This window comes from Streptomyces sp. NPDC020875 (assembly GCF_040641415.1).
Lineage (GTDB): Bacteria > Actinomycetota > Actinomycetes > Streptomycetales > Streptomycetaceae > Streptomyces.
The window spans coordinates 59,662-79,681 of record NZ_JBFADP010000001.1 but is presented as its reverse complement, the minus strand read 5'-3'; the positions used below and the strand labels follow the sequence as shown (position 1 = coordinate 79,681).

The window sequence follows — 20,020 nt, the reverse complement described above, 5'->3', positions numbered from 1 at the left end:
GCCGACGCCGAAGCGGTCCGGCTCTGTCCGAAGATCCGGTTCCCGGGGTATACCCATCCGTCGTATCTTCGGGTCGACCGCGACCGGCCCGGCCCCGTTCACGAGGGTTCGGCCGGAAGCCCGGTGACCGGCCGACGGGAGTGGCGATGTGGGCGTGGGCGTCCACGGACGACATAGCGACGGGGGAGCGCGCGGACTGGTTCCACGACCTGGTGTCCCGGACCGTCTCACCGCACCGGCTGGCGATCACCGACCGCGCCACCTTCACGGCCAGGGCCGGTGTCCTGAGTCTGGGATCCGTGGAGATGTCCCTCCACGCCAACTCGGGCCATCTCGCCTGGCGCACCCCGCGATTGATCCGCCAGGGCGATCCCGGGCACTATCTGCTGGGACTGATCACCCGGGGCGCCAAGTCCGTCTCACAGCGCCGCGCGGAGAGCCGGCTGGCGGCCGGGGACCTCATCCTCTGGGACACCTCCCACCCCTACGTCGCCGAGTCCCCCGCCTCCGGACAGACCTGGATGACGGTCCTCCACATCCCCCGCACGGCGATGCTCCTCCCCGGGGACCGGCTCGACGCGGTGCTGGGCGGCCGGTTCACCACCAGGATCGGGGTGGCTGCCGTACTCCGGGACTTCCTGGTGTCACTCCGCGCCCACGCGGGCGAGTGCTCCCCGGCGGAACGGGCTGAGCTGGAACGGACGGCCCTCGATCTCGTCACCGGAGTCCTCGCCCAGCAACTCGATCTGACGGACCGGGTACCGCCCGACACCCGCAAGGAGGTCATGCTGCGGAGGATCGACGCCTTTGTCGAGCACCACCTGGGCGACCCCCGGCTGACACCCGGCCTCATCGCGGCCCGCCACCACATCTCCGTCCGTACGCTGCACGCCCTCTTCCGGTCCCGTGGTGAGTCCGTGGCCGCGTCCGTGACCCGGCGGCGTCTCGAACGCTGCCGCGCCGACCTCGCCGACGCCGGTCAGGCCCACCGCCCGATCCACGAGATCGCGGTCCGCCGGGGCTTCTTCCGGCCCGACGGCTTCAGCCGGGCGTTCCGGGCCGCCTACGGGGTGTCGCCCCGGGAGTTCCGGCGGCTGGCCGGTTCGGCGGAGCCCACCAGGGGCGGGCCGGAGAGCTGAACGAAGGGGAGGTCCCCCGCCGACGGTCGACCGTTCCGACGGCGGGGGACCGGCTCGATGGGCGCGCGAGGTCAGAGCCAGACCGAGAGGCTGCCCTCCGCTCTGACGGCCCCGCTGATCGGCACCGTGGGCGAGAAGCAGACGACCCGGATGTCCGGATTGAGCCGCGAACGCGGGCAACTCGCGGAGCTGGGATAGCCGATCAGTCGGACGGAGGCTGCTACATCGACGGCCGCGCCGCGGCGATTGATCACGATCAGGGCGGCCTGTGCCGCACGTCGGTCGCTGGTCCTGAGAGCACAGACCTGGAAGTACACACCGGACACGGGTTCGGCGGTGGACGTGCAGTTGTCCTCGGGGCCGATCGTGGACGTCCACCGCTGCCACGAGGCCGTGGGACGGACCTCCTGCGCGCTCGCGGGCACGGCCGCCAGGGCGGTGGCGGCCAGGGTGGCGACGGCAAGCGCCGCCGCGGTGACAACTCTGGGCATTCTCATGGTTCCCCTCCGGGACCGGTCCGCCTGTGGTGCTGTCACCGTGACGCTATCCCCGGCCGCGGCGGGCGACTTGGCCGTGCGTGCGCACTTCTCCGGCCCTGAGCGCACGCCGTCGTTCCGCGACGTTTTTCAGCGGGACTTACTCGCCCGGACCAGGGCCTCGGTGACCGTCAGGTCGTCGCCCATCTCGGGGTGCCACTGGACGCCCAGGACCCAGGCCGGACCCGGGAGTTCCACCGCCTCGACCGTGCCGTCGTCCGCGTGCGCCGAGGCCGTCAGGGGCGGGGCCAGGCGGTCGACGGCCTGGTGGTGGTAGGTGGGGACCCGTACGGGGGCCGGGGCCGCGGCGGCGTAGCGCGTGCCGGGGACCGGGGTGACCCGGTGGCTGCCGAAGACGCCCTCGCCGCCCGTATGGCCGTCGATGTGCTGGGTGAGGGTGCCGCCGAGGGCCACGTTCAGCAGTTGCATGCCCCGGCAGATGCCGAGCAGCGGGGTGCCCGACTCCAGCGCCGCGTCGATCAGGGCCAGTTCCCAGGCGTCCCGGTCGCGGGCGGGCGGGCCGGTCCTGGCGTCGGGCACGGCCCCGTACCGTACGGGTTCCACATCGGCGCCGCCCGCGACGACCAGGCCGTCGATCCGGGCCACCGCGTCCCGCGCGGCGTCCGGGCCCGGGTCGGGCGGCAGCAGGGCCGCGAGCCCGCCGGAGCACTGGACCAGCTCCGGGTAGGCCGCGGGCAGCAGCGCGGCGGGCAGCTTCCACACTCCCCAGGCGGCCGGGTTCAGATAGGTCGTGACGCCGATCAGCGGCTTCGGCACGGCGACGCTCCTCTTCGGTGGGTGTGGTACGGGCGGTGGCGGGTCAGTTCCGGTCGAGTTCGGCCTCCGCCGCCGCGAGGGCGGCGAACTCCTCCTCCGGGGCGCTCGCCACCAGACGGTGACGGCTCCAACAGGCGAAGTAGCCGAGGGCCACGCCGTACACCAGCAGGGCGATCAGCGCCGCCACCACATCCACCAGGAACGTGGCCACCAGTGCCGAGAGCGCGAGGACGAAGGCGACGGACGAGGTGATCGCGCCGCCCGGGGTGCGGTACGGGCGGTGCAGCCCCGGCTCGCGGCGGCGCAGCACGATATGGGAGAGCGCCATCAGGGCATAACTGATCGTGGCCCCGAAGACCGCGATGTTCAGCATCCGGCCGCCGTCGCCGGTCGACGCGGCGAGGGCGAAACCGATCGCGCCCGGGATCACCAGACCGAGATAGGGCGACCGGCGGCGGCTGGTCAGGGACAGGAACCGGGGCAGATATCCGGCCCGGGAGAGGGCGAACAACTGGCGGGAGCCCGCGTAGATCAGGGAGAAGAAGGACGCCACCAGGCCCGCCAGCCCGGCATAGTTGACGATCCGGCTCAGTGTCGTCGGCTCGCCGTCCCCCTCCAATGCCACCACCAGCGGATTGCCCGCCTCCTGGATCGCGGCCGAGCCCCGGGCCCCGGTCGCGGCGAAAAAGGTGACCAGGGCCAGCAGCACCAGCACGGCCATGGCGATCGCCAGCGCCTTCGGCAGCGACCGCACCGGGTCCTTCGCCTCCTCGGCGGCGAGCGGTACACCCTCCACACCGAGGAAGAACCACATTCCGAACGGGAAGGCCGCCCAGATCCCCAGCAGCCCGAACGGCAGCCAGGAGTTCGACCCGAACGCGTCCCCGTCCACCGGGATGTCGTTCAGCCCCGACGCGTCGAAATCGGTGAAGGCGCCGATCGCGAAGATCAGCAGCGCGGCCACCGCGATCGCCGTGACGACCAGGCTGAACCGCAGGGCCTCGCCCACACCCCACAGGTGGATCCCGATGAAGACCGCGAAGCAGGCGAGATAGACCGGCCAACCCGTCTCCAGGCCGAACAGGCCCAGCGATTCGACGTAGTCGCCGATGAAGATGGAGATCGCGGCGGGGGCGAGGACGTACTCGATCAGAATGGCCGTACCGGTCAGGAAGCCGCCCCAGGTGCCGAGGGCCCGGCGGGCGAAGCCGTAGCCGCCGCCCGCGGTCGGCAGGATCGCGGAGAGTTCGGCGAGGGCGAAGACCAGACAGGCGTACATCACCCCCATCAGCAGCATCGCGACGGCGAGCCCGCCGAAACCTCCCTTCGACAGGCCGATGTTCCAGCCGGAGAAGTCCCCGGAGACGACATACGCCACGCCGAGTCCGGTCAGCAGCAGCCAGCCCGCGCTGCCCCGGCGCAGCATCCGGCGGCGGAGATAGGCGTCGTCGCGGGGCGCGGCGGGCCCGGGGAGTGACGGCTGGGTGGATTCGGGTCGGCTGGTGGTTCCTTCGGCCATGCTGGATCACTCCCGGCAGTCAAAGGTTTAGGCCGACACCATTGCGGTACGTCCGGGGGGCGCGCAAGACCCGTGCGGCGATGTCCTCCGACCGGGGCGTCCGGGCGGGGCGTCCGGGCGGAGGCGTTCCGGCCGGGGTGCCCGGCCCTGCGCGTGGCCGGGCCGGGGGCGGAGGTCTCGCGCGGACGGTCCGCCGGTCCGGGCGTCAGGACAGGAAGCCCCGCAGCAGCGCCGCCGTGCCCGCGCAGTGTTCGCGCATGGTCTCCCGCGCGGCGTCCGGGTCGCCCGCGAGCACCGCCTCCACCACGGCCGTGTGCTGCTGCTGGGAGTGCTCCAGGTTCCGGACCAGCAGCGGAATGCAGTCCAGCAGGTCGTTGAGGGTGGCCCGGACGCCCGCGTACCGCCCGGCCAGTGACGGCGAGCCGGACAGTTCGGCCAGGGTGAGATGGAGGAGCGTGTCCCGGCGGCGGTACTCCGCGAGCGGCGCGTCGTGGGTGGCCGCCAGCGCCGCCCGCAGCCGGTCCGCGCCCTCGTCCGTCAGGCCGTGCGCGGCGCACAGTTCGGCGGCGCCGACCTCCAGCACCTCCCGGAAGCGCAGGGTGTCCTCCACGTCCCGGCCCGCGAGCCTGCGCCGCAGTTCCTCCTCGCCGTAGGCGGCCGGGCGCGGCAGGACGAACGTACCGCCGTAGCGCCCCCGCCGGGGTTCGACCAGACCCTGATCGGTGAGGACCTTCAGCACCTCCCGGAGGGTGACCCGGCTGATCCCCATCAGCTCGGCCAGCTCCCGTTCCGCCGGGAGCCGTTCACCCGCCGGGACCAGGCCGAGCCGGAGCAGCTGGAGGATCTGCTCCAGCGCCTCCTCGAAGCCGTTGCCCGCCCGTACCGGCCGCAGGACGGCCGCCGGGCCGCCCGCCGCCCCGGCCCCGGCACCGGATTCGGCCGCCCCCGGCGTCCCGTACGTCTCCTGCTTCCCGTACGCCTCGCCCACCGCGCCGGTCACCGCCGCGCCCGACGACCCGTCCGCCGCATCCGCCGCCCGCCCGGCCGCCGGTATCCCCGCCGGTCCCGGTTCCCCCGGGCGTGTTCCCGTCCGCGCCACGTGACCGACCCCCTTCCCAATCAATGGTCTTCAGCAATACCTTATGGCTCCCGGCCGATCCGAGGAGGCGCGACCCCCGTGGCAGACCGCACACCCCCGCTCCCCGTCGGCGAGTTGCGCGCCCTCGTCGCCAGCGGCGAGATCGACACCGTCGTCCTCGCCTTCCCCGATATGCAGGGACGGCTCCAGGGCAAGCGGTTCGCCGCGCCCTTCTTCCTCGACGAGGTCCTCGCCCACGGCACCGAGGGCTGCAACTACCTCCTCGCCGTCGACACCGAGATGAACACCGTCGACGGCTACGCCATGTCCTCGTGGGACCGGGGGTACGGCGACTTCGCGATGCGCCCCGATCCGGCCACCCTGCGCCGGGTGCCCTGGAACGAGGGCACCGCCCTCCTCGTCGCCGACCTCGCCTGGGACGACGGCGCCCCCGTCGTCGCCGCCCCCCGCCAGGTGCTCCGCGGCCAGCTCGCCCGGCTCGCGGAACACGGCTGGACCGCGAACGTCGGCACCGAGCTGGAGTTCATCGTCTTCAAGGACACCTACGAACAGGCCTGGGACCGCGACTACCGCGGACTGACCCCCGCCAACCAGTACAACATCGACTACTCCGTCCTCGGCACCGGCCGGATCGAACCCCTGCTGCGCCGGATCCGCAACGAGATGGCCGCCGCCGGACTGACCGTGGAGTCCGCCAAGGGCGAGTGCAACCCGGGCCAGCACGAGATCGCCTTCCGCTACGACGAAGCCCTCGTCACCTGCGACCAGCACACCGTCTACAAGACCGGCGCCAAGGAGATCGCCGCCCAGGAAGGCGTCTCCCTCACCTTCATGGCCAAGTACGACGAACGCGAGGGCAACTCCTGCCATATCCATCTCTCCCTCGCCGACGCCGACGGCACCAGCGTCATGGCCGGGGACGGGCCCGGCGGGATGTCGCCGGTGATGCGGCACTTCCTCGCCGGACAGCTCGCCGCCCTGCGCGAGTTCAGCCTGCTCTACGCGCCCAACGTCAACTCCTACAAGAGGTTCCAGCCCGGCTCCTTCGCCCCCACCGCCGTCGCCTGGGGCCGTGACAACCGCAGCTGCGCCCTGCGGGTCGTCGGCCACGGCCCCTCCCTGCGGTTCGAGAACCGGCTCCCCGGCGGCGACGTCAATCCCCATCTCGCCGTCGCCGGGCTGATCGCCGCCGGGCTGTACGGAGTCGAACAGGAGCTGGAACTCCCCGAACCGTGCGCCGGAAACGCCTATACGGCGGGGTACGCCAGGGTCCCCACCACCTTGCGCGAGGCCGCCGAACTCTGGGAGACCAGCGCCGTCGCCAAAGCCGCGTTCGGCGCCGAGGTCGTCGCGCACTACCTCAACATGGCCCGGGTCGAACTCGCCGCGTACGACGCCGCCGTCACCGACTGGGAACGGCGCCGCTCCTTCGAACGCCACTGACCCCTCCGAACGGCGCCGCCCGGTCAGGGCCGCCGCCCGCGCCGTATCCCCGTACCGCCGAAAGGAACGCCGTGCCCGCCGCGTACCACGAGGTCCTCAACCCCGCCACCGGCGCACTCGTCGAACGGGTCGCCGCGACCACCCCCGCCGAGGTCGACACCGCCGTCGCCCGCGCCACGGCGGCCCAGCGCGGCTGGGCCGCCGCTGCCCCCGCCGACCGGGCCCGCCTGCTGCGCCGGTTCGCCGCCGTTGTCGACGACCACATCGAGGAACTGGCCCGGCTCGAAGTCCTCGAAGCCGGTCACCTCATCGGCAACGCCCGCTGGGAGGCGGGGAACGTCCGCGACCTCCTCGACTACAGCGCCGGGGGAGTGGAGCGACTCACCGGCCGGCAGATCCCGGTCGCCGGGGGCCTCGACATCACCCTCCTCGAACCCCTCGGCGTCGTCGGCGTCATCGCCCCCTGGAACTTCCCCATGCCGATCGCCGCCTGGGGCACCGCCCCCGCGCTCGCCGCCGGGAACGCCGTCCTCCTCAAACCCGCCGAGACCACCCCCCTCACCGCCCTCCGGCTCGCCGCCCTCGCCCTGGAGGCCGGACTCCCCGAACACCTCTTCCAGGTCCTGCCCGGTGCGGGCGACATCACCGGCACCGCCCTGGTCGACCATCCCGGCGTCGCCAAAATCGTCTTCACCGGCTCCACCCGGGTCGGCCGGAGCATCATGGCCCGCTGCGCCGGGACCGTGAAGCGGCTCACCCTCGAACTCGGCGGCAAGAGCCCCAATATCGTCTTCGCCGACGCCGACCTGGAGACCGCCGTCGCCGCCACCCCCCTCTCCTTCCTCGACAACAGCGGCCAGGACTGCTGCGCCCGGACCCGGATCCTGGTCGAACGCTCCGTCCACGACCGGTTCCTCGAACTCCTCGCCCCCGCCGTCGAAGCCGTCACCGTCGGCGACCCGGCCGACGAGACCGTACAGATGGGCCCGCTGATCTCCCGGGCCCAACGGGACCGGGTCCGCTCCTACGTCCCCGACGACCTGCCCGGCATCCGCGGCACCGCCCCCGAAGGCCCCGGCTTCTGGTTCCCGCCCACCGTCCTCACCGGACTCGGCCCCGAGGCCCCAGCCGCCCGTGAGGAGATCTTCGGACCCGTCGCCGCCGTCCTCCCCTTCGACGGCGAGGCGGACGCGATCCGGCTCGCCAACGACACCCCGTACGGCCTCTCCGGCTCCCTGTGGACCCGCGACGTCGGCCGCGCGATCCGGGTCTCCCGAGCCGTCCGGGCGGGCAACATCTCCGTCAACTCCCACTCCAGCGTCCGCTACTCGACCCCCTTCGGCGGCTATCGCCAGTCCGGCCTCGGCCGGGAACTGGGACCCGACGCCCTCACCGCCTTCACCGAGACCAAGAACGTCTTCTTCAGTACGGAGGTCTGACCGCATGCCACAGCCACAGCCCGACGCCGAATCCCCCTCCGGTACCGGCCCCCGGGACGCCGTCTGCCGCCGTCTGGTGGGCCGTACCGCCGTCGTCACCGGCGCAGGCAGCGGTATCGGCCTGGCCACCGCGCGGCGGCTCGCCGCCGAAGGCGCCCACGTCGTCTGCGCCGATCTCGACGAGACCACCGGCGAAGCGGCGGCCGACGAGACCGGCGGCCTCTTCGTCCGGGCCGACGTCACCGACCCCGAACAGGTCGAAGCCCTCTTCCGGACCGCGTACGACACCTACGGCTCCGTCGACGTCGCCTTCAACAACGCGGGCATCTCACCCCCCGACGACGACTCCATCCTCACCACCGGCCTGGAGGCGTGGCGACGGGTCCAGGACGTCAACCTCACCTCCGTCTACCTCTGCTGCAAGGCCGCCATCCCCTATATGCGCCGCCAGGGCCGGGGTTCCATCATCAACACCGCCTCGTTCGTGGCCGTCATGGGCGCGGCCACCTCCCAGATCTCGTACACCGCTTCCAAGGGCGGAGTCCTCGCCATGTCCCGGGAGCTGGGCGTCCAGTTCGCCCGCGAGGGCATCCGGGTCAACGCGCTCTGCCCGGGCCCGGTCAACACCCCACTGCTGCGGGAACTCTTCGCCAAGGACCCCGAGCGGGCCGCCCGCAGACTCGTCCATATCCCCGTCGGGCGGTTCGCCGAGGCCGACGAGATCGCCGCCGCCGTCGCCTTCCTCGCCAGCGACGACTCCTCGTTCGTCAACGCCACGGACTTCCTGGTCGACGGCGGGATCTCCGGCGCGTACGTCACCCCGCTGTAGCCGCGCCCGGGACGGGGCGGGACGGGACGGGGCGGGTCAGAGGTCAGAGGAACGTCCGCCCCTCGCCCCGGTACGTCGGCACCGACCCCACCACCCGGTCGCCCTCCACCAGATGCAGCACGTCGAACCGCTCGCACAGCTCCCCGGCCTTGGCGTGCCGGAACCACACCCGGTCGCCGATCAGCAGATCGTCCGCCGGGGAGCCCAGCAGCGGAGTCTGCACCTCGCCCGCCGCCTCCCGCCGGTCGTACCGCAGCCCCGGCGGCAGATACGGCTCCGGCAGCCGGTCCCGCCCCGCGGGCCCCGACGCCGGATAGCCGCCGCCGAGCACCGTCACCACCCCCACCCCCGGCCTGCGCACCACCGGCAGGGCGAACAGCGCCGCCGGACGCCCCTCGAAGGCCGAGTAGTGGTCGAACAGGCGCGGCAGATACAGCCCCGAACCCGCCGCGACCTCCGTCACCGCGTCCTCGGCCGCCGTGTGCTGCACACTGCCCGTACCGCCGCCGTTGACGAACTCCAGGTCCGGCACCACCGCGCGGACCGCCCGTACCGCCTCCGCGCGCAGCTCCACCAGCTGCCGCCGGGCCGCCCGCTGCATCAGCCGGATCCCCCGGGACACCACCGGATACCCCTCGACCGCGTCGCCGACCCCCGCGACATGCCCCTCGTACGCCATCAGGCCCACCAGCCGGAACCCCGGCCGCCGCGCCACGGAACGGGCCAGCTCCGCCAGCCGCTCCGGAGTGCGCAGCGGGGAACGCCGCGCCCCCACCCGCACCCGGCCGCCCAGCAGCCGCAGCGCCGTGTCCAGCTCCAGACAGACCCGGATCTCCTCCGCCCCGCCCGCCCGCGCCGCGTCGATCAGCTCCAGCTGCGCCGGATCGTCGACCAGTACCGTCACCGCCGACGCCAGCTTCGGATCGGCCGCCAGCTCGGCGAAGCCCGCCCGGTCCACCGACGGATACGCCAGCAGGACGTCCCGGAACCCGGCCCGGGCCAGCCAGACCGACTCCGCGAGCGTGAACGACATCACCCCCGCGAAGCCGTCCCGGGCCAGCACCCGCTCCAGCAGCGCCCGGCACCGGACCGACTTGCTGGCGACCCGGACCGGCTTGCCGCCCGCCCGGCGGACCAGATCCGCCGCGTTGGCGTCGAACGCCGCCAGATCGACGACGGCGAACGGCGCATCGAGCTGGGCGGTGGCCCGGTCGTACCGGGCCCGGTCTGCAGCGCGGTGAGTCATGGACCGAGCCTGCCAGACCCGATTACCGCTGGGTAGGGGGACGATCGGGGCAGATCAGCCGTTCCCGAGCCGGGCCCGTGCTCCCGGTCCCTGACCGCCCGCGACACCCCGTAGAGTGACGCACGCGCGGAGACGAACAAGCATGCTGCGAGGGGCGATCCGACGACGGCACGGGTACGGGAAAGCGGGGGCGGCATGAGTACGGAGACACCTGGCGCCGCCGGACGGACCGCCTCCGCCCCCGAGGACGCCGCCCCGCCCGCCCCCCGCTCCCGGCTCACGGACGCACTGCCGCCACCCCGGCCCGAGCAGCCGCCCACCGCCCCGACGGGCCCGTCCGGCGCCCCCACGGACCCCTCCGCGCGCCGCCCGCCCGCGCCCGTGCCGACCACCCGCCGCCGGGACGAGCCGACCCGCCCCCTGCGTACCCAGCCCCCGCGCGACCCCGCCACCGCGCGACTTCGCGCCACCCCTCCCCACCCCCGCTCCGCCGAGCCCGGCCCGCCCCGTCCGCCCGCCGCCCCCGCGCCCGGAACCGAGCCGCGCGCCGTCCGCCCGCCCGCACCGGGGGCGGCGACGGCACCGCCCCGGACGGACGCGCCGCCCACCGGCCCCGCGCCCGCGACCGGTCCCACGACGGCCCCGATACGTCCCCCGGCTCCGCCGACCGCCGCGCCCTCCCGGCCCGCCCCGGCGACCGGCCCCGTTCCGCCGCCCCGCCCGGCGACGGCCCCCGCCCCGGCCACCGCGCCACGCCCCGTCCCGGCGCCGGACGCCGGATCGAAGGCGTCCTCGGTACGGCCCCCCGCGCCGGTGCCGCCCCCCGCGCCGAACACCGCCGACGGCCCGCGTACGGCACCCACGGCCCCCGGCACTACGAACGGCGCGCCCGCGCGACGGGGCGCGGCACCCGGCGGCTCCACGGCTCCCGGTGCCGCGCCGTCCGGGACCACCGGACGGCCCCCCGCCCCCCGGAGCCCGTCCGGAACCGCCAGGTCGACGGACCGGCCCGCCGCGGTGCCCCCGCCGTCCGCCGCGAGGCCGGACGCCCCGGCACGCCGCGACACCGGGACCGCCGGGACACCGACCGCCGCGCCCTCCCGGCCCGCGCCCGCCGTCGCCGCCCCCGGGCCCGGTGCGGGCGGGAACGACCGGCCCACCGCCCCGGCTGCCCGTTCCGGTGGACAGCCGACCGCCCCGGCGGCCCCGCCCGGAACCCCGCCGCGCGCCGCACGGCCCACCGCGCCGGTACCTCCGCCGCCGACCGCTCCCGCCCGCCCCGCGCGGGCCCCGGGGCCCGCCCCCGTACGCCCAGCCCCGGACGCCCGCCCACGGCCCGCGTCCGCCCCCGCCCCGCCCGTACACCCCGCCCGGGTGCCCGGAGCCGGTGGACCCGGGACCCGTACCGAAACCCGTGCCGTGCCGGACGCGCCCCCGTCGCCCGGCCGGGCGCCCGATCCCGTACGACCGGCTCGGCCGATCCCCTTCGCCCCCCCGCCCGAGACGTACTCCGAGATCACCACCCGGCTGCGACCCGTACCCGCCCGGCGGCCCGTACGGACCGTCGCCGCCGTCGTCTGCGCCGTACTCGGCCTCGGACTCATCGGCGGGGCCGCCACCGCGGGCGCCCTCACCAGCGGCGCCGGGGCGGGCGGCGCGGACGACTCGGCCTACGACCGGGCCCACACGCTCTGGCACACCGCCCCCGTCGACGCCCTCTTCCCCAGGACTCTGCGCGGCGAGAAGGCCGGGCCCGGCAAGGCCGACCGGGTCTGGACCCGGATCGCCGTGGCGCCCGACGGCGACTGCGCGAGCGCCCTCGACCCGAAGCTGGCCGCCACCCTGACCAGGACCGGCTGCGCCCGGGTCGTCCGGGCCACCTACACCGACGCCACCTCCACCCATGTGACCACCGTCGGCCTGGTCTTCACCGGCGCCGACGAGCACGACATGGCCTCGCTCTCCCAGCGCGTCGACGCCCAGAGCCTCGACGAACGCCCCGATCTGATGCCCCGTGCCTACGGCGCCCGGGGCACCGTCGCCGAACGGTTCGGCCCCCGGCAGCGGGCCAGCTGGGCGCTGCGGGTGCTCCCCGACGTGCCCGTCGTCGTCTACGCCGTCTCCGGGTTCGCCGACGGCCGGATCCCCGAGGCACCCCAGCCCGCCGCGACCGCCCGGGACGCCAAGTCGACCTCCCCGATCGCCCAGGCCGGACTCGGCCATGAGGCCGTCGGTGTCGCCACCGGAGCCGAGCGGGCCCTGCGGTCGGCGCTCGACCCGCCATCGGAGGAGGCGAAGTGACCCCGAATCCGACTCCGGCCCCGACCGGCGGCCGGACCGAGCGATCCGGCGCGGCGGCCCATCCGGCCCGTTCCGCCCGCCAGGCCCGGAACCGGCGGCGCCGCCACCGCGCGCTCGCGCTCGCCGCCGCCGCCTCGTTCGCCCTGCTGCCCGCCGTGCCCGCCAGGGCCGACAACATAAGGGTCCAGCAGTGGGGCCTCGAAGCGCTCAACACCGACGAGGCGTGGCGGACCACCAAGGGCGCGGGCATCACCGTCGCCGTCCTCGACACCGGCGTCGACGACCAGCACCCCGATCTGCGGGAGAACGTCCTGCCCGGCAAGGACTTCATCGGCTTCGGCGCCGTCCGGGGCGATCGCGCCTGGGCCCGGCACGGCACGGCCATGGCCGGGATCATCGCCGCCCACGGGCGGGGCTTCGGCAACGAGTCCGGTGTCATGGGCATCGCCCCCGAGGCCAGGATCCTGCCCGTCCGGGTCATCCTGGAAGGCGGCGACCGGGCCCGCGAGAAGGCCCGGAAATCGCGTGGCACGGCCCTCGCCCAGGGCATCCGGTGGGCCGCCGACCAGGGCGCCGACGTCATCAACCTCTCCCTCGGCGACGACAGCGAGTCCGCCCACCCCGAACCCGGTGAGGACGCCGCCGTCCAGTACGCCCTCGCCAAGGGGGCCGTCGTCGTCGCCTCGGCCGGGAACGGCGGGGAGAAGGGCGACCGGATCTCGTACCCCGCCGCCTACCCCGGTGTCATCGCCGTCACCGCCGTCGACCGGTTCGGCAACCGGGCCTCCTTCTCCACCCGGCGCTGGTACGCCACCGTCTCCGCACCCGGCGTGGATATCGTCATACCGGACCCGGACCGTAAGTACTACGAAGGCTGGGGAACGAGCGCCGCTGCCGCGTTCGTCTCCGGCGCGGTCGCCCTGGTCCGCTCCGCCCACGGCGATCTCACCCCGGCACAGATCAAGCGGCTCCTCATCGACACCGCCCGGGACCGGCCCGATTCCGGCCGGGACGACTCCCGCGGCTACGGCACCGTCGACCCCGCCGCCGCGATCGAGGCGGCCGGATCGCTCCGCCCCGGCGACCCCAAGTCGGCCACGGCGGGCTATGCCGGAAGGCACTTCGGGCCGGGACCGCAGCCCGAGGAACCGGAGCCGCGCCCGGCCGGCTGGCTCGCCCCGCTGGTCGGGGGAGTGGGCGCGCTGGTCCTGGCGATCGCGGTCGTACTGTGGCGCGGCATCCGCCCCCGGAGCCTCTGACCGCCCGGTCAGCCGAGGCCGCGTACCGCCCGCCGGGCCGCCTCCTCGACCCGGGCGATCCCCGCCTCCTTCGACGGATGGCCGTCCGACAGCACCGCCACGAACCGCCCGCCGACCCGCCCGACCGAATGCACCACCCACAGCCCGGTCGCCCGCATCGGCATCCAGCCGTTCTTCAGCGCCGCCCGCTCCGGGCCCGCCGCCGACACCCCCCACGCCTGGTCCGGGACGACCTGCCCCATCAGACGCCGGAGATACGCGTACCGGGGCTCGCGGAACACCGTCCGCAGCAGGGTCAGCTGGTCCCGGGCGGTGGTCCGGGTGAGACCCCAGGCCGGATCGGCGTACGTTTCCGTCAGCCCCCACTCCGCACACGCCTCGTCCAGCGCTCCGGCGCCCCCGAGCACCCGCCACAGGTCCGTCGCCGCGTCGTTGTCGCTGCGCAGGATCATCGCCCGTGCCCGGGCCCGCTGCCGGGCGTCCGGCTCGGGCCCGCGCCGCAGCAGCGCGGCCAGGATCGCGACCTTCACGACGCTCGCCGCCGGGAAGTCCGGCCCGCCGCCCGCTCCGTACGGGACATCGTCCCCGGCCCCGGCGGCCACCACCGACAGCCGCACCCCCGTGCCCTCGCCCGTCCCCGTCCCTGTCCCCGTACCCATGCGCGCCAGACTAGGGCGGCCGGGGTACCCCGGGGCAGGGCCCCGGCGCGCGGGAACTAGGCTCGGTACGTGGCGCTCAAGAACATCCCGGACTCCGGCTTCTCCGACGACGACGGCTCCGCCGACCCGCAGCTCACCGCGGCGCTCGCGGCCTGGGCCGGGGACCGGACGGCGCACGGCCCCGTACTCGCCGCCCTCACCGGCGCGCGGCTGCTGGTACCCGTCGTCGCCGTCCTGGGCGAGGTCGAGACCGACGAGAACGGGCTGCGGCGCGAGAAGACCAGCGAGATGGCCGTACCGACGCTCACCGCGGGGGACCGGCGGGCGCTGCCCGCGTTCACCTCGATGGAGAGCATGGCCCGCTGGGACCCCTCGGCCCGGCCCGTCGCCGTACCGCTCCACCAGGCGCTCCAGGCCCTCGCCCACGAGAAGGCGGACACCCTCGTCCTCGATCTGGCCGGACCGGTGCCGTACCAGCTCAGCGGCGCGGCGCTGCTGGCCGCCGCGGAGGGCCGGACCACGGCCGACCCGCTGGCCGACCCGGCCGTCATCGCGGCGGTACGAGAGGTGATGGCGGCCGAGCCCGCGGTACTCCGGGTCCATCTGCTGCCCGGCGACGGCACCGACGGAACCCTCGCCCTCGTCCTCGCCGACGACGCGGTACCGGCCGAGGCGGCGGGCCGGGTCGCCCGGGCCGTCGCGGGCCACGAAGCCCTCCGGGCCCGGCTGGTCCGGGGCCTCGACCTGGCACTGCTGCCCGCCGGGGCCACCCCGCCCGGCGAACCGTTCTACGCCCGCGCCTGAGCCCGCCCGGCCCCACCCCGGCGCGCCCGTACGCCCCCGGTTCCGCCCCGGACAGCCGTACGCCCCCGGAAGGAAGCCCTCCGGGGGCGTACGCGACGGTCGGCCGGGAGGCCCGGCCGGGAGGCCCGGCCGGGAATCTCTAGCCGTAGACCGGTCCCGTGTACTTCTCGCCCGGACCCTGCCCCGGCTGGTCCGGGACCAGGGACGCCTCGCGGAAGGCGAGCTGGAGCGACTTCAGACCGTCGCGCAGCGGCGCCGCGTGGAAGGAACTGATCTCCGTGGTGCTCGCGTCCAGCAGCCCGGCCAGGGCGTGCACCAGCTTCCGCGCCTCGTCCAGGTCCTTGTACCGGTCGCCCTCCTCGGTGAGGCCCAGCTTCACGGCGGCGGCGCTCATCAGGTTGACCGCGACCGTGACGATCACCTCGACGGCGGGCACCTCAGCGATGTCGCGGGCCATGGCGTCGAAGTCGGGCGATTCGGGAGAAGACTCGCCGGGGGCGGCGGAGCCGGGAACAGGGGTCGCGTCACTCATGACGCCCACGATATGCCCCGCTCCCGGCCGCCCCGCCGGGGCCACCGGTTAGCCGGTCCCCGCCGGAGCTGATATCTTTGTGTGACGACCGGCCGGACACTCCTGTGCCCGGCCCACAAGTGGAGGCTCCGATCTCCCACCTGGCCGCTCCCCGGAGCGGCGGGTCACCGGTCAGGTGGTCACCATCGTTCCGTACGGACGATGGAGCCGCCCGATGTGCGCCCCGCGACCGTTCGCGGCGGTGCTCCGGTATTCGAGGAGCTGCCGCCTGTGTCCCGTCCGGGGCATTTTTTCTGCTCCTGCGCGGTTGGTCACCCATAAAGACGTCTCGCGGCTGTCTGCCAGTCGGCCGCGCGGTGCTACCGAGGAGGATCCATCAGCGCCGAGCCCCGCATCAACGACCGGATTCGCGTTCCCGAAGTGCGGCTTGTCGGTCCCAGCGGCGAACAGGTGGGCATCGTCCCGCTCGCCAAGGCCCTCGAGCTCGCTCAGGAGTACGACCTCGACCTGGTCGAGGTCGCGGCGAACGCCCGGCCGCCCGTGTGCAAGCTCATGGACTACGGGAAGTTCAAGTACGAGTCGGCCATGAAGGCCCGTGAGGCGCGCAAGAACCAGGCGCACACGGTCATCAAGGAGATGAAGCTCCGGCCGAAGATCGACCCGCACGACTACGACACCAAGAAGGGTCATGTCGTCCGGTTCCTCAAGCAGGGCGACAAGGTCAAGATCACGATTATGTTCCGTGGTCGTGAGCAGTCCCGCCCCGAGCTGGGCTACCGACTGCTCCAGAGGCTCGCGTCCGACGTCGAGGACCTCGGCTTCATCGAGTCGAACCCGAAGCAGGACGGCCGGAACATGATCATGGTTCTCGGGCCGCACAAGAAGAAGACCGAGGCCATGGCCGAGGCGCGTGAGGCCCAGGCCGCACGCAAGGCGGGTCGGGACCCGAAGGCTCCGGCCGACGAGGCTCCGGCCGACGAGGCCGAGGCTCCGGCCGAGACGCCCGCCGAGGGATGAGCCCCGGGGCAGCCCGACGGCGCCCCGGGTCCGCTTCCCGGACTGACAAGACGAACTGGACGCTCCCGCGTGCCCGGTGCCCGCGCACCGGGGGAGAGCGCCACTGACGAGGAGATACGGCGCGATGCCGAAGAACAAGACGCACAGCGGTTCCAAGAAGCGCTTCAAGATCACCGGCTCCGGCAAGGTGCTCCGTGAGCGCGCCGGCAAGCGCCACCTGCTCGAGCACAAGCCGTCGACGCTGACGCGCCGCCTCACCGGCAACGCCGAGATGGCTCCCGGCGACGCCAAGAAGATCAAGAAGCTTCTCGGCAAGTGATGTCGCACCCCGCCTCCGGGGACCCGTCATGACGGGGGTGAGGACGGGGAGCCGACGTCGGGACCGGGACCTATACGAATTCGGGTCGTGCCGCCGCACGCACGACCCCGCTACAAGGAGTTAACAAGTGGCACGCGTCAAGCGGGCAGTCAACGCCCACAAGAAGCGCCGGGCGATCCTCGAGCAGGCCAGCGGCTACCGCGGTCAGCGTTCGCGCCTGTACCGCAAGGCCAAGGAGCAGGTCACCCACTCCCTGGTCTACAACTACAACGACCGGAAGAAGCGCAAGGGCGACTTCCGTCAGCTGTGGATCCAGCGGATCAACGCCGCCGCCCGCCAGAACGGGATGACGTACAACCGCCTCATCCAGGGTCTGAAGGCCGCCAACATCGAGGTGGACCGCAAGATCCTGGCCGAGCTGGCCGTCAACGACGCCAACGCGTTCGCCGCGCTGGTCGAGGCCGCGCAGAAGGCGCTGCCGGCCGACGTCAACGCGCCGAAGGCCGCTGCCTGAGCGACGGCGACGCCGATCGCCGCGTGATCGTCACCGGAGCGCCCGTGCGCGCGCCCCGATGACGTCCGCCGCAGCATCCCGGACCCGCAGGCCCTGTGGCCTGCGGGTCCGTGTGCGTCCACGCCGTCCCCGGTCCGGCGGGCCCGCCCGCCCCGGGGCCGTCGTGCGTGTCCGTCTCCCGATCACCGTGTCCCTCGCGCGGACCGCGTACAGCGCGTCAGCCGCCGCGGCGACCCGTCCCCCGGAAAGTGAGCCCATGGCCGCCCCCGAGACCATCTCCCCGCGCTCCCCGCGCGTCGCCGCCGCCCGGCGGCTGGCCCGGCGGAACTTCCGCGGCAAGGAGCGGCTGTTCCTCGCCGAGGGACCCCAGGCCGTCCGGGAGGCCGCCGGACACCGCACACCCGCCGGGGAACCGACGCTCACCGAACTCTTCGCCACCCCCGAGGCCGCCGAACGCTACGCGGACATCGTCGAAGCCGCCCACGCCGCCGACGCCCGGGTGCACCTCGCCGACGAGACCGTGATCGCGGACATCTCCACCACCGTCACCCCCCAGGGGCTGGTCGGCGTCTGCCGCTTCCTCGACGCCCCCTTCGACACGATCGTCGCCGCCCGCCCCCGGCTGGTCGCCGTACTGGCCAATGTCCGCGACCCCGGGAACGCGGGCACCGTACTCCGCTGCGCCGACGCCGCCGGAGCCGATGCCGTGGTCCTCACCGACGCCTCCGTCGACCTCTACAACCCGAAGGCGGTCCGGGCCTCCGTCGGCTCCCACTTCCATCTGCCGGTCGCCGTCGGCGTGCCCGTCGAACGGGCCGTGGCCGAGCTGCGGGCCGCCGGGGTAAGGGTCGTCGCCGCCGACGGCGCCGGGGACGACCTGGACACCGAACTCGACGCCGGGACCATGGGCGGCCCCACCGCCTGGATCTTCGGCAACGAGGCATGGGGCCTGCCCGAGGAGACCCGCGCCCTGGCCGACGCCGTCATCCGGGTCCCCATCCACGGCCGCGCCGAAAGCCTGAACCTGGCCACGGCCGCCGCGGTCTGCCTCTACGCCTCCGCCCGCGCCCAGCGCGCCTAGGCCCGTCTCTTACGGACGGCCTGATCCGAAAGGACGGCCGGGCGGCCGTGACTCCGGGGCGCGGGGCTGTTGGAGGGGTGGTACAGGGGGCGCACTCGCGCAGGGGGTCCGGACCGTCACCTTGAGCTAGTAGGGTGACGGGCCCGGGTACCCACTGCGGCGCCCGGGAGAGGTGGGGGTTACGGGTATGGCGGTCGGGACCAGCAGGCTCGCGGAGACGCACGGGACGTTCCTGTGCGCTTCCACCAATCCCGAGGCCCTGGCCGTCGACCCCGACGACCTCCCGGACGGGCTGGTCGTCGCCGACGAGCACGGCCGGGTCGTCTGCTTCAACGCCGCCGCCGTACGGATCACCGCCACCCCCCGCGCCGAGGCCATCGGGCTCCCGCTGGAGCGGGCCCTGCCGCTGGAGGACCTCAAGGGCCGCCGCTGGTGGCCGCTGACCGACCCGTACGGCGGACTCGCCACCCGGGTCGGCCAGCCCGAGCGCAATCTGCTGCTCCCCGGCGGGCGCGAGGTCTTGGTCTCCGCCCGCTACGTCCGCGAGTACCCCAAGGGCCCGCTGCGCCGCCTCGTCGTCAGCCTGCGCGGCACCGAGGCCCGGCGCCGGACCGAACGCAGCCACGCCGAACTGATCGCCACCGTCGCCCATGAGCTGCGCTCCCCGCTGACCTCGGTCAAGGGCTTCACCGCCACCCTGCTCGCCAAGTGGGAGCGGTTCACCGACGACCAGAAGCGGCTGATGCTGGAGACCGTCGACGCCGACGCCGACCGCGTCACCCGGCTGATCGCCGAACTCCTCGACATCTCCCGGATCGACTCCGGCCGGCTGGAGGTCCGCCGTCAGCCTGTCGACATCGCCGCCGCCGTCGCCCGGCACGTCCAGGCCCACATAGCCAGCGGTCAGCGCCCCGACCGGTTCGCCGTTCGGATCCACCCGGGGCTGCCCGATCTCTGGGCCGACCCCGACAAGGTCGACCAGGTGCTCGCCAACCTGCTGGAAAACGCGGTGCGCCACGGCGCCGGAACCGTCACTATCGACGTAGCGCCGACCGCGGCGCGCCACGACGACGAGGAAGGGACGGCGGTCACCGTGACCGACGAGGGCCCCGGCATCCCCGAGGAGTCGATGGCCCGCGTCTTCACCCGCTTCTGGCGCGGCAGCAAACGCGGCGGCACCGGTCTCGGCCTCTATATCGTCAAGGGCATCGTCGAGGCCCACAGCGGCACGATCACCGTCGGCCGGGGGCCCGGCGGCGGTGCCGAGTTCCGATTTATCCTGCCCGTCGGCGCACCCGCTCATCTGAGCTGAGGCCGCCCTCGGGCCACCACCGCAGGCCCGGCCCCGCCGGGCCCGGGACGTACCCCGCCAGCGGGCGGGCGCCCCGCCGCCGGTTTCCGACCCTTTAGACTCAGCCATTGGCACCTCTGCGTCCTTCGGCTGCGTCCGTCGTCCGTCGTCGCCGAGCGGGGCCGCGCCCACCAAGCCAACCGGAAACACGGGAAG

General features: G+C 74.1%; 19 protein-coding genes. 12 read left to right on the top strand and 7 right to left on the bottom strand.

Annotation, left to right across the window (positions count from 1 at the left end; translation table 11 throughout):
- Window positions 1–146 precede the first annotated feature (146 nt).
- Window positions 147–1,139 (top strand): helix-turn-helix domain-containing protein, encoded by a 993-nt coding sequence (locus AB0G74_RS00405; RefSeq protein ID WP_361138535.1) that lies wholly within the window; start codon window positions 147–149, stop codon window positions 1,137–1,139.
- Window positions 1,140–1,210: 71 nt separating this feature from the next.
- On the opposite strand, the gene AB0G74_RS00400 is transcribed toward AB0G74_RS00405, so the two are convergent.
- From AB0G74_RS00400 to AB0G74_RS00385, 4 genes are all read right to left on the bottom strand, one after another.
- Window positions 1,211–1,630 (bottom strand): hypothetical protein, encoded by a 420-nt coding sequence (locus tag AB0G74_RS00400; protein ID WP_361138532.1) that lies wholly within the window; start codon window positions 1,628–1,630, stop codon window positions 1,211–1,213.
- A gap of 135 nt (window positions 1,631–1,765) precedes the next feature.
- Window positions 1,766–2,452: a gamma-glutamyl-gamma-aminobutyrate hydrolase family protein gene (locus AB0G74_RS00395; protein ID WP_361138530.1), complete on the bottom strand. Its 687-nt coding sequence runs from the start codon at window positions 2,450–2,452 to the stop codon at window positions 1,766–1,768.
- Between the two features lie 43 nt (window positions 2,453–2,495).
- Entirely contained in the window at window positions 2,496–3,878 is a 1,383-nt protein-coding gene (gene eat / locus AB0G74_RS00390) for an ethanolamine permease (protein WP_361138949.1), read from the bottom strand.
- Between the two features lie 298 nt (window positions 3,879–4,176).
- Window positions 4,177–4,863, bottom strand: coding sequence for an FCD domain-containing protein (locus tag AB0G74_RS00385; RefSeq protein WP_361138946.1), 687 nt, complete (start codon window positions 4,861–4,863; stop codon window positions 4,177–4,179).
- Between the two features lie 285 nt (window positions 4,864–5,148).
- Here AB0G74_RS00385 and AB0G74_RS00380 point away from each other — a divergent pair, with 285 nt between their 5' ends.
- The 3 genes from AB0G74_RS00380 (at window position 5,149) to AB0G74_RS00370 (ending at window position 8,781) form a co-directional block, all read left to right on the top strand.
- Window positions 5,149–6,513, top strand: a complete 1,365-nt coding sequence (locus tag AB0G74_RS00380; RefSeq protein ID WP_361138527.1) for a glutamine synthetase family protein — start codon at window positions 5,149–5,151, stop codon at window positions 6,511–6,513.
- A gap of 71 nt (window positions 6,514–6,584) precedes the next feature.
- Entirely contained in the window at window positions 6,585–7,952 is a 1,368-nt protein-coding gene (locus AB0G74_RS00375) for an aldehyde dehydrogenase family protein (protein WP_361138524.1), read from the top strand.
- A gap of 4 nt (window positions 7,953–7,956) precedes the next feature.
- Window positions 7,957–8,781: a 3-oxoacyl-ACP reductase gene (locus AB0G74_RS00370; RefSeq protein ID WP_361138521.1), complete on the top strand. Its 825-nt coding sequence runs from the start codon at window positions 7,957–7,959 to the stop codon at window positions 8,779–8,781.
- Between the two features lie 43 nt (window positions 8,782–8,824).
- Here AB0G74_RS00370 and AB0G74_RS00365 read toward each other — a convergent pair whose 3' ends face one another.
- Complete coding sequence (locus tag AB0G74_RS00365) at window positions 8,825–10,027, bottom strand: amino acid deaminase/aldolase (RefSeq protein WP_361138518.1); 1,203 nt, start codon at window positions 10,025–10,027, stop codon at window positions 8,825–8,827.
- Between the two features lie 1,419 nt (window positions 10,028–11,446).
- Here AB0G74_RS00365 and AB0G74_RS00360 point away from each other — a divergent pair.
- Together AB0G74_RS00360 and mycP are read left to right on the top strand one after the other, a co-directional pair.
- Window positions 11,447–12,328, top strand: a complete 882-nt coding sequence (locus tag AB0G74_RS00360) for a hypothetical protein (protein ID WP_361138516.1) — start codon at window positions 11,447–11,449, stop codon at window positions 12,326–12,328.
- 143 nt (window positions 12,329–12,471) lie between these two features.
- A complete protein-coding gene (gene mycP / locus AB0G74_RS00355; RefSeq protein ID WP_361138943.1) occupies window positions 12,472–13,587 on the top strand; it encodes a type VII secretion-associated serine protease mycosin in 1,116 nt (371 codons plus the stop codon).
- A gap of 8 nt (window positions 13,588–13,595) precedes the next feature.
- Here mycP and AB0G74_RS00350 read toward each other — a convergent pair whose 3' ends face one another.
- A complete protein-coding gene (locus AB0G74_RS00350; protein WP_361138514.1) occupies window positions 13,596–14,246 on the bottom strand; it encodes a serine hydrolase in 651 nt (216 codons plus the stop codon).
- 69 nt (window positions 14,247–14,315) lie between these two features.
- On the opposite strand from AB0G74_RS00350, the gene AB0G74_RS00345 reads away from it, so the two are divergent.
- Window positions 14,316–15,050 carry an SseB family protein gene (locus tag AB0G74_RS00345; protein WP_361138512.1) on the top strand — a complete coding sequence of 245 codons (735 nt, stop codon included), beginning with the start codon at window positions 14,316–14,318 and terminating at the stop codon, window positions 15,048–15,050.
- Between the two features lie 139 nt (window positions 15,051–15,189).
- Here the strand turns inward: AB0G74_RS00345 and AB0G74_RS00340 are convergent, their stop codons facing one another.
- A complete protein-coding gene (locus tag AB0G74_RS00340; RefSeq protein WP_361138509.1) occupies window positions 15,190–15,582 on the bottom strand; it encodes a DUF1844 domain-containing protein in 393 nt (130 codons plus the stop codon).
- 375 nt (window positions 15,583–15,957) lie between these two features.
- Here AB0G74_RS00340 and infC point away from each other — a divergent pair, with 375 nt between their 5' ends.
- The 5 genes from infC to AB0G74_RS00315 all read left to right on the top strand — a co-directional run bounded on the left by infC (window position 15,958) and on the right by AB0G74_RS00315 (window position 19,825).
- Entirely contained in the window at window positions 15,958–16,599 is a 642-nt protein-coding gene (gene infC, locus AB0G74_RS00335) for a translation initiation factor IF-3 (RefSeq protein WP_361138941.1), read from the top strand.
- Between the two features lie 124 nt (window positions 16,600–16,723).
- Window positions 16,724–16,918 carry a 50S ribosomal protein L35 gene (gene rpmI, locus AB0G74_RS00330; RefSeq protein WP_003959822.1) on the top strand — a complete coding sequence of 65 codons (195 nt, stop codon included), beginning with the start codon at window positions 16,724–16,726 and terminating at the stop codon, window positions 16,916–16,918.
- Window positions 16,919–17,045: 127 nt separating this feature from the next.
- Window positions 17,046–17,432 (top strand): 50S ribosomal protein L20, encoded by a 387-nt coding sequence (gene rplT, locus AB0G74_RS00325; protein WP_358827461.1) that lies wholly within the window; start codon window positions 17,046–17,048, stop codon window positions 17,430–17,432.
- A 256-nt stretch (window positions 17,433–17,688) separates the two neighbouring features.
- The gene (locus AB0G74_RS00320; protein WP_361138506.1) at window positions 17,689–18,513 is read left to right on the top strand and encodes an RNA methyltransferase; all 825 of its coding nucleotides are present in this window, start codon (window positions 17,689–17,691) and stop codon (window positions 18,511–18,513) included.
- 187 nt (window positions 18,514–18,700) lie between these two features.
- Complete coding sequence (locus tag AB0G74_RS00315; protein ID WP_361138503.1) at window positions 18,701–19,825, top strand: ATP-binding protein; 1,125 nt, start codon at window positions 18,701–18,703, stop codon at window positions 19,823–19,825.
- Window positions 19,826–20,020: the final 195 nt, after the last annotated feature.

What these genes read in the sequence shown, in the direction of transcription:
- AB0G74_RS00350 (WP_361138514.1), bottom strand. Translation starts at nt 14,246, where the DNA reads ATGGGTACGGGGACAGGGACGGGGACGGGCGAGGGCACGGGGGTGCGG.
- AB0G74_RS00370 (WP_361138521.1), top strand. Translation starts at nt 7,957, where the DNA reads ATGCCACAGCCACAGCCCGACGCCGAATCCCCCTCCGGTACCGGCCCC.
- rpmI (WP_003959822.1), top strand. Translation starts at nt 16,724, where the DNA reads ATGCCGAAGAACAAGACGCACAGCGGTTCCAAGAAGCGCTTCAAGATC.
- AB0G74_RS00315 (WP_361138503.1), top strand. Translation starts at nt 18,701, where the DNA reads ATGGCGGTCGGGACCAGCAGGCTCGCGGAGACGCACGGGACGTTCCTG.
- AB0G74_RS00320 (WP_361138506.1), top strand. Translation starts at nt 17,689, where the DNA reads ATGGCCGCCCCCGAGACCATCTCCCCGCGCTCCCCGCGCGTCGCCGCC.
- AB0G74_RS00400 (WP_361138532.1), bottom strand. Translation starts at nt 1,630, where the DNA reads ATGCCCAGAGTTGTCACCGCGGCGGCGCTTGCCGTCGCCACCCTGGCC.
- AB0G74_RS00405 (WP_361138535.1), top strand. Translation starts at nt 147, where the DNA reads ATGTGGGCGTGGGCGTCCACGGACGACATAGCGACGGGGGAGCGCGCG.
- AB0G74_RS00340 (WP_361138509.1), bottom strand. Translation starts at nt 15,582, where the DNA reads ATGAGTGACGCGACCCCTGTTCCCGGCTCCGCCGCCCCCGGCGAGTCT.
- eat (WP_361138949.1), bottom strand. Translation starts at nt 3,878, where the DNA reads ATGCTGCGCCGGGGCAGCGCGGGCTGGCTGCTGCTGACCGGACTCGGC.
- AB0G74_RS00365 (WP_361138518.1), bottom strand. Translation starts at nt 10,027, where the DNA reads ATGACTCACCGCGCTGCAGACCGGGCCCGGTACGACCGGGCCACCGCC.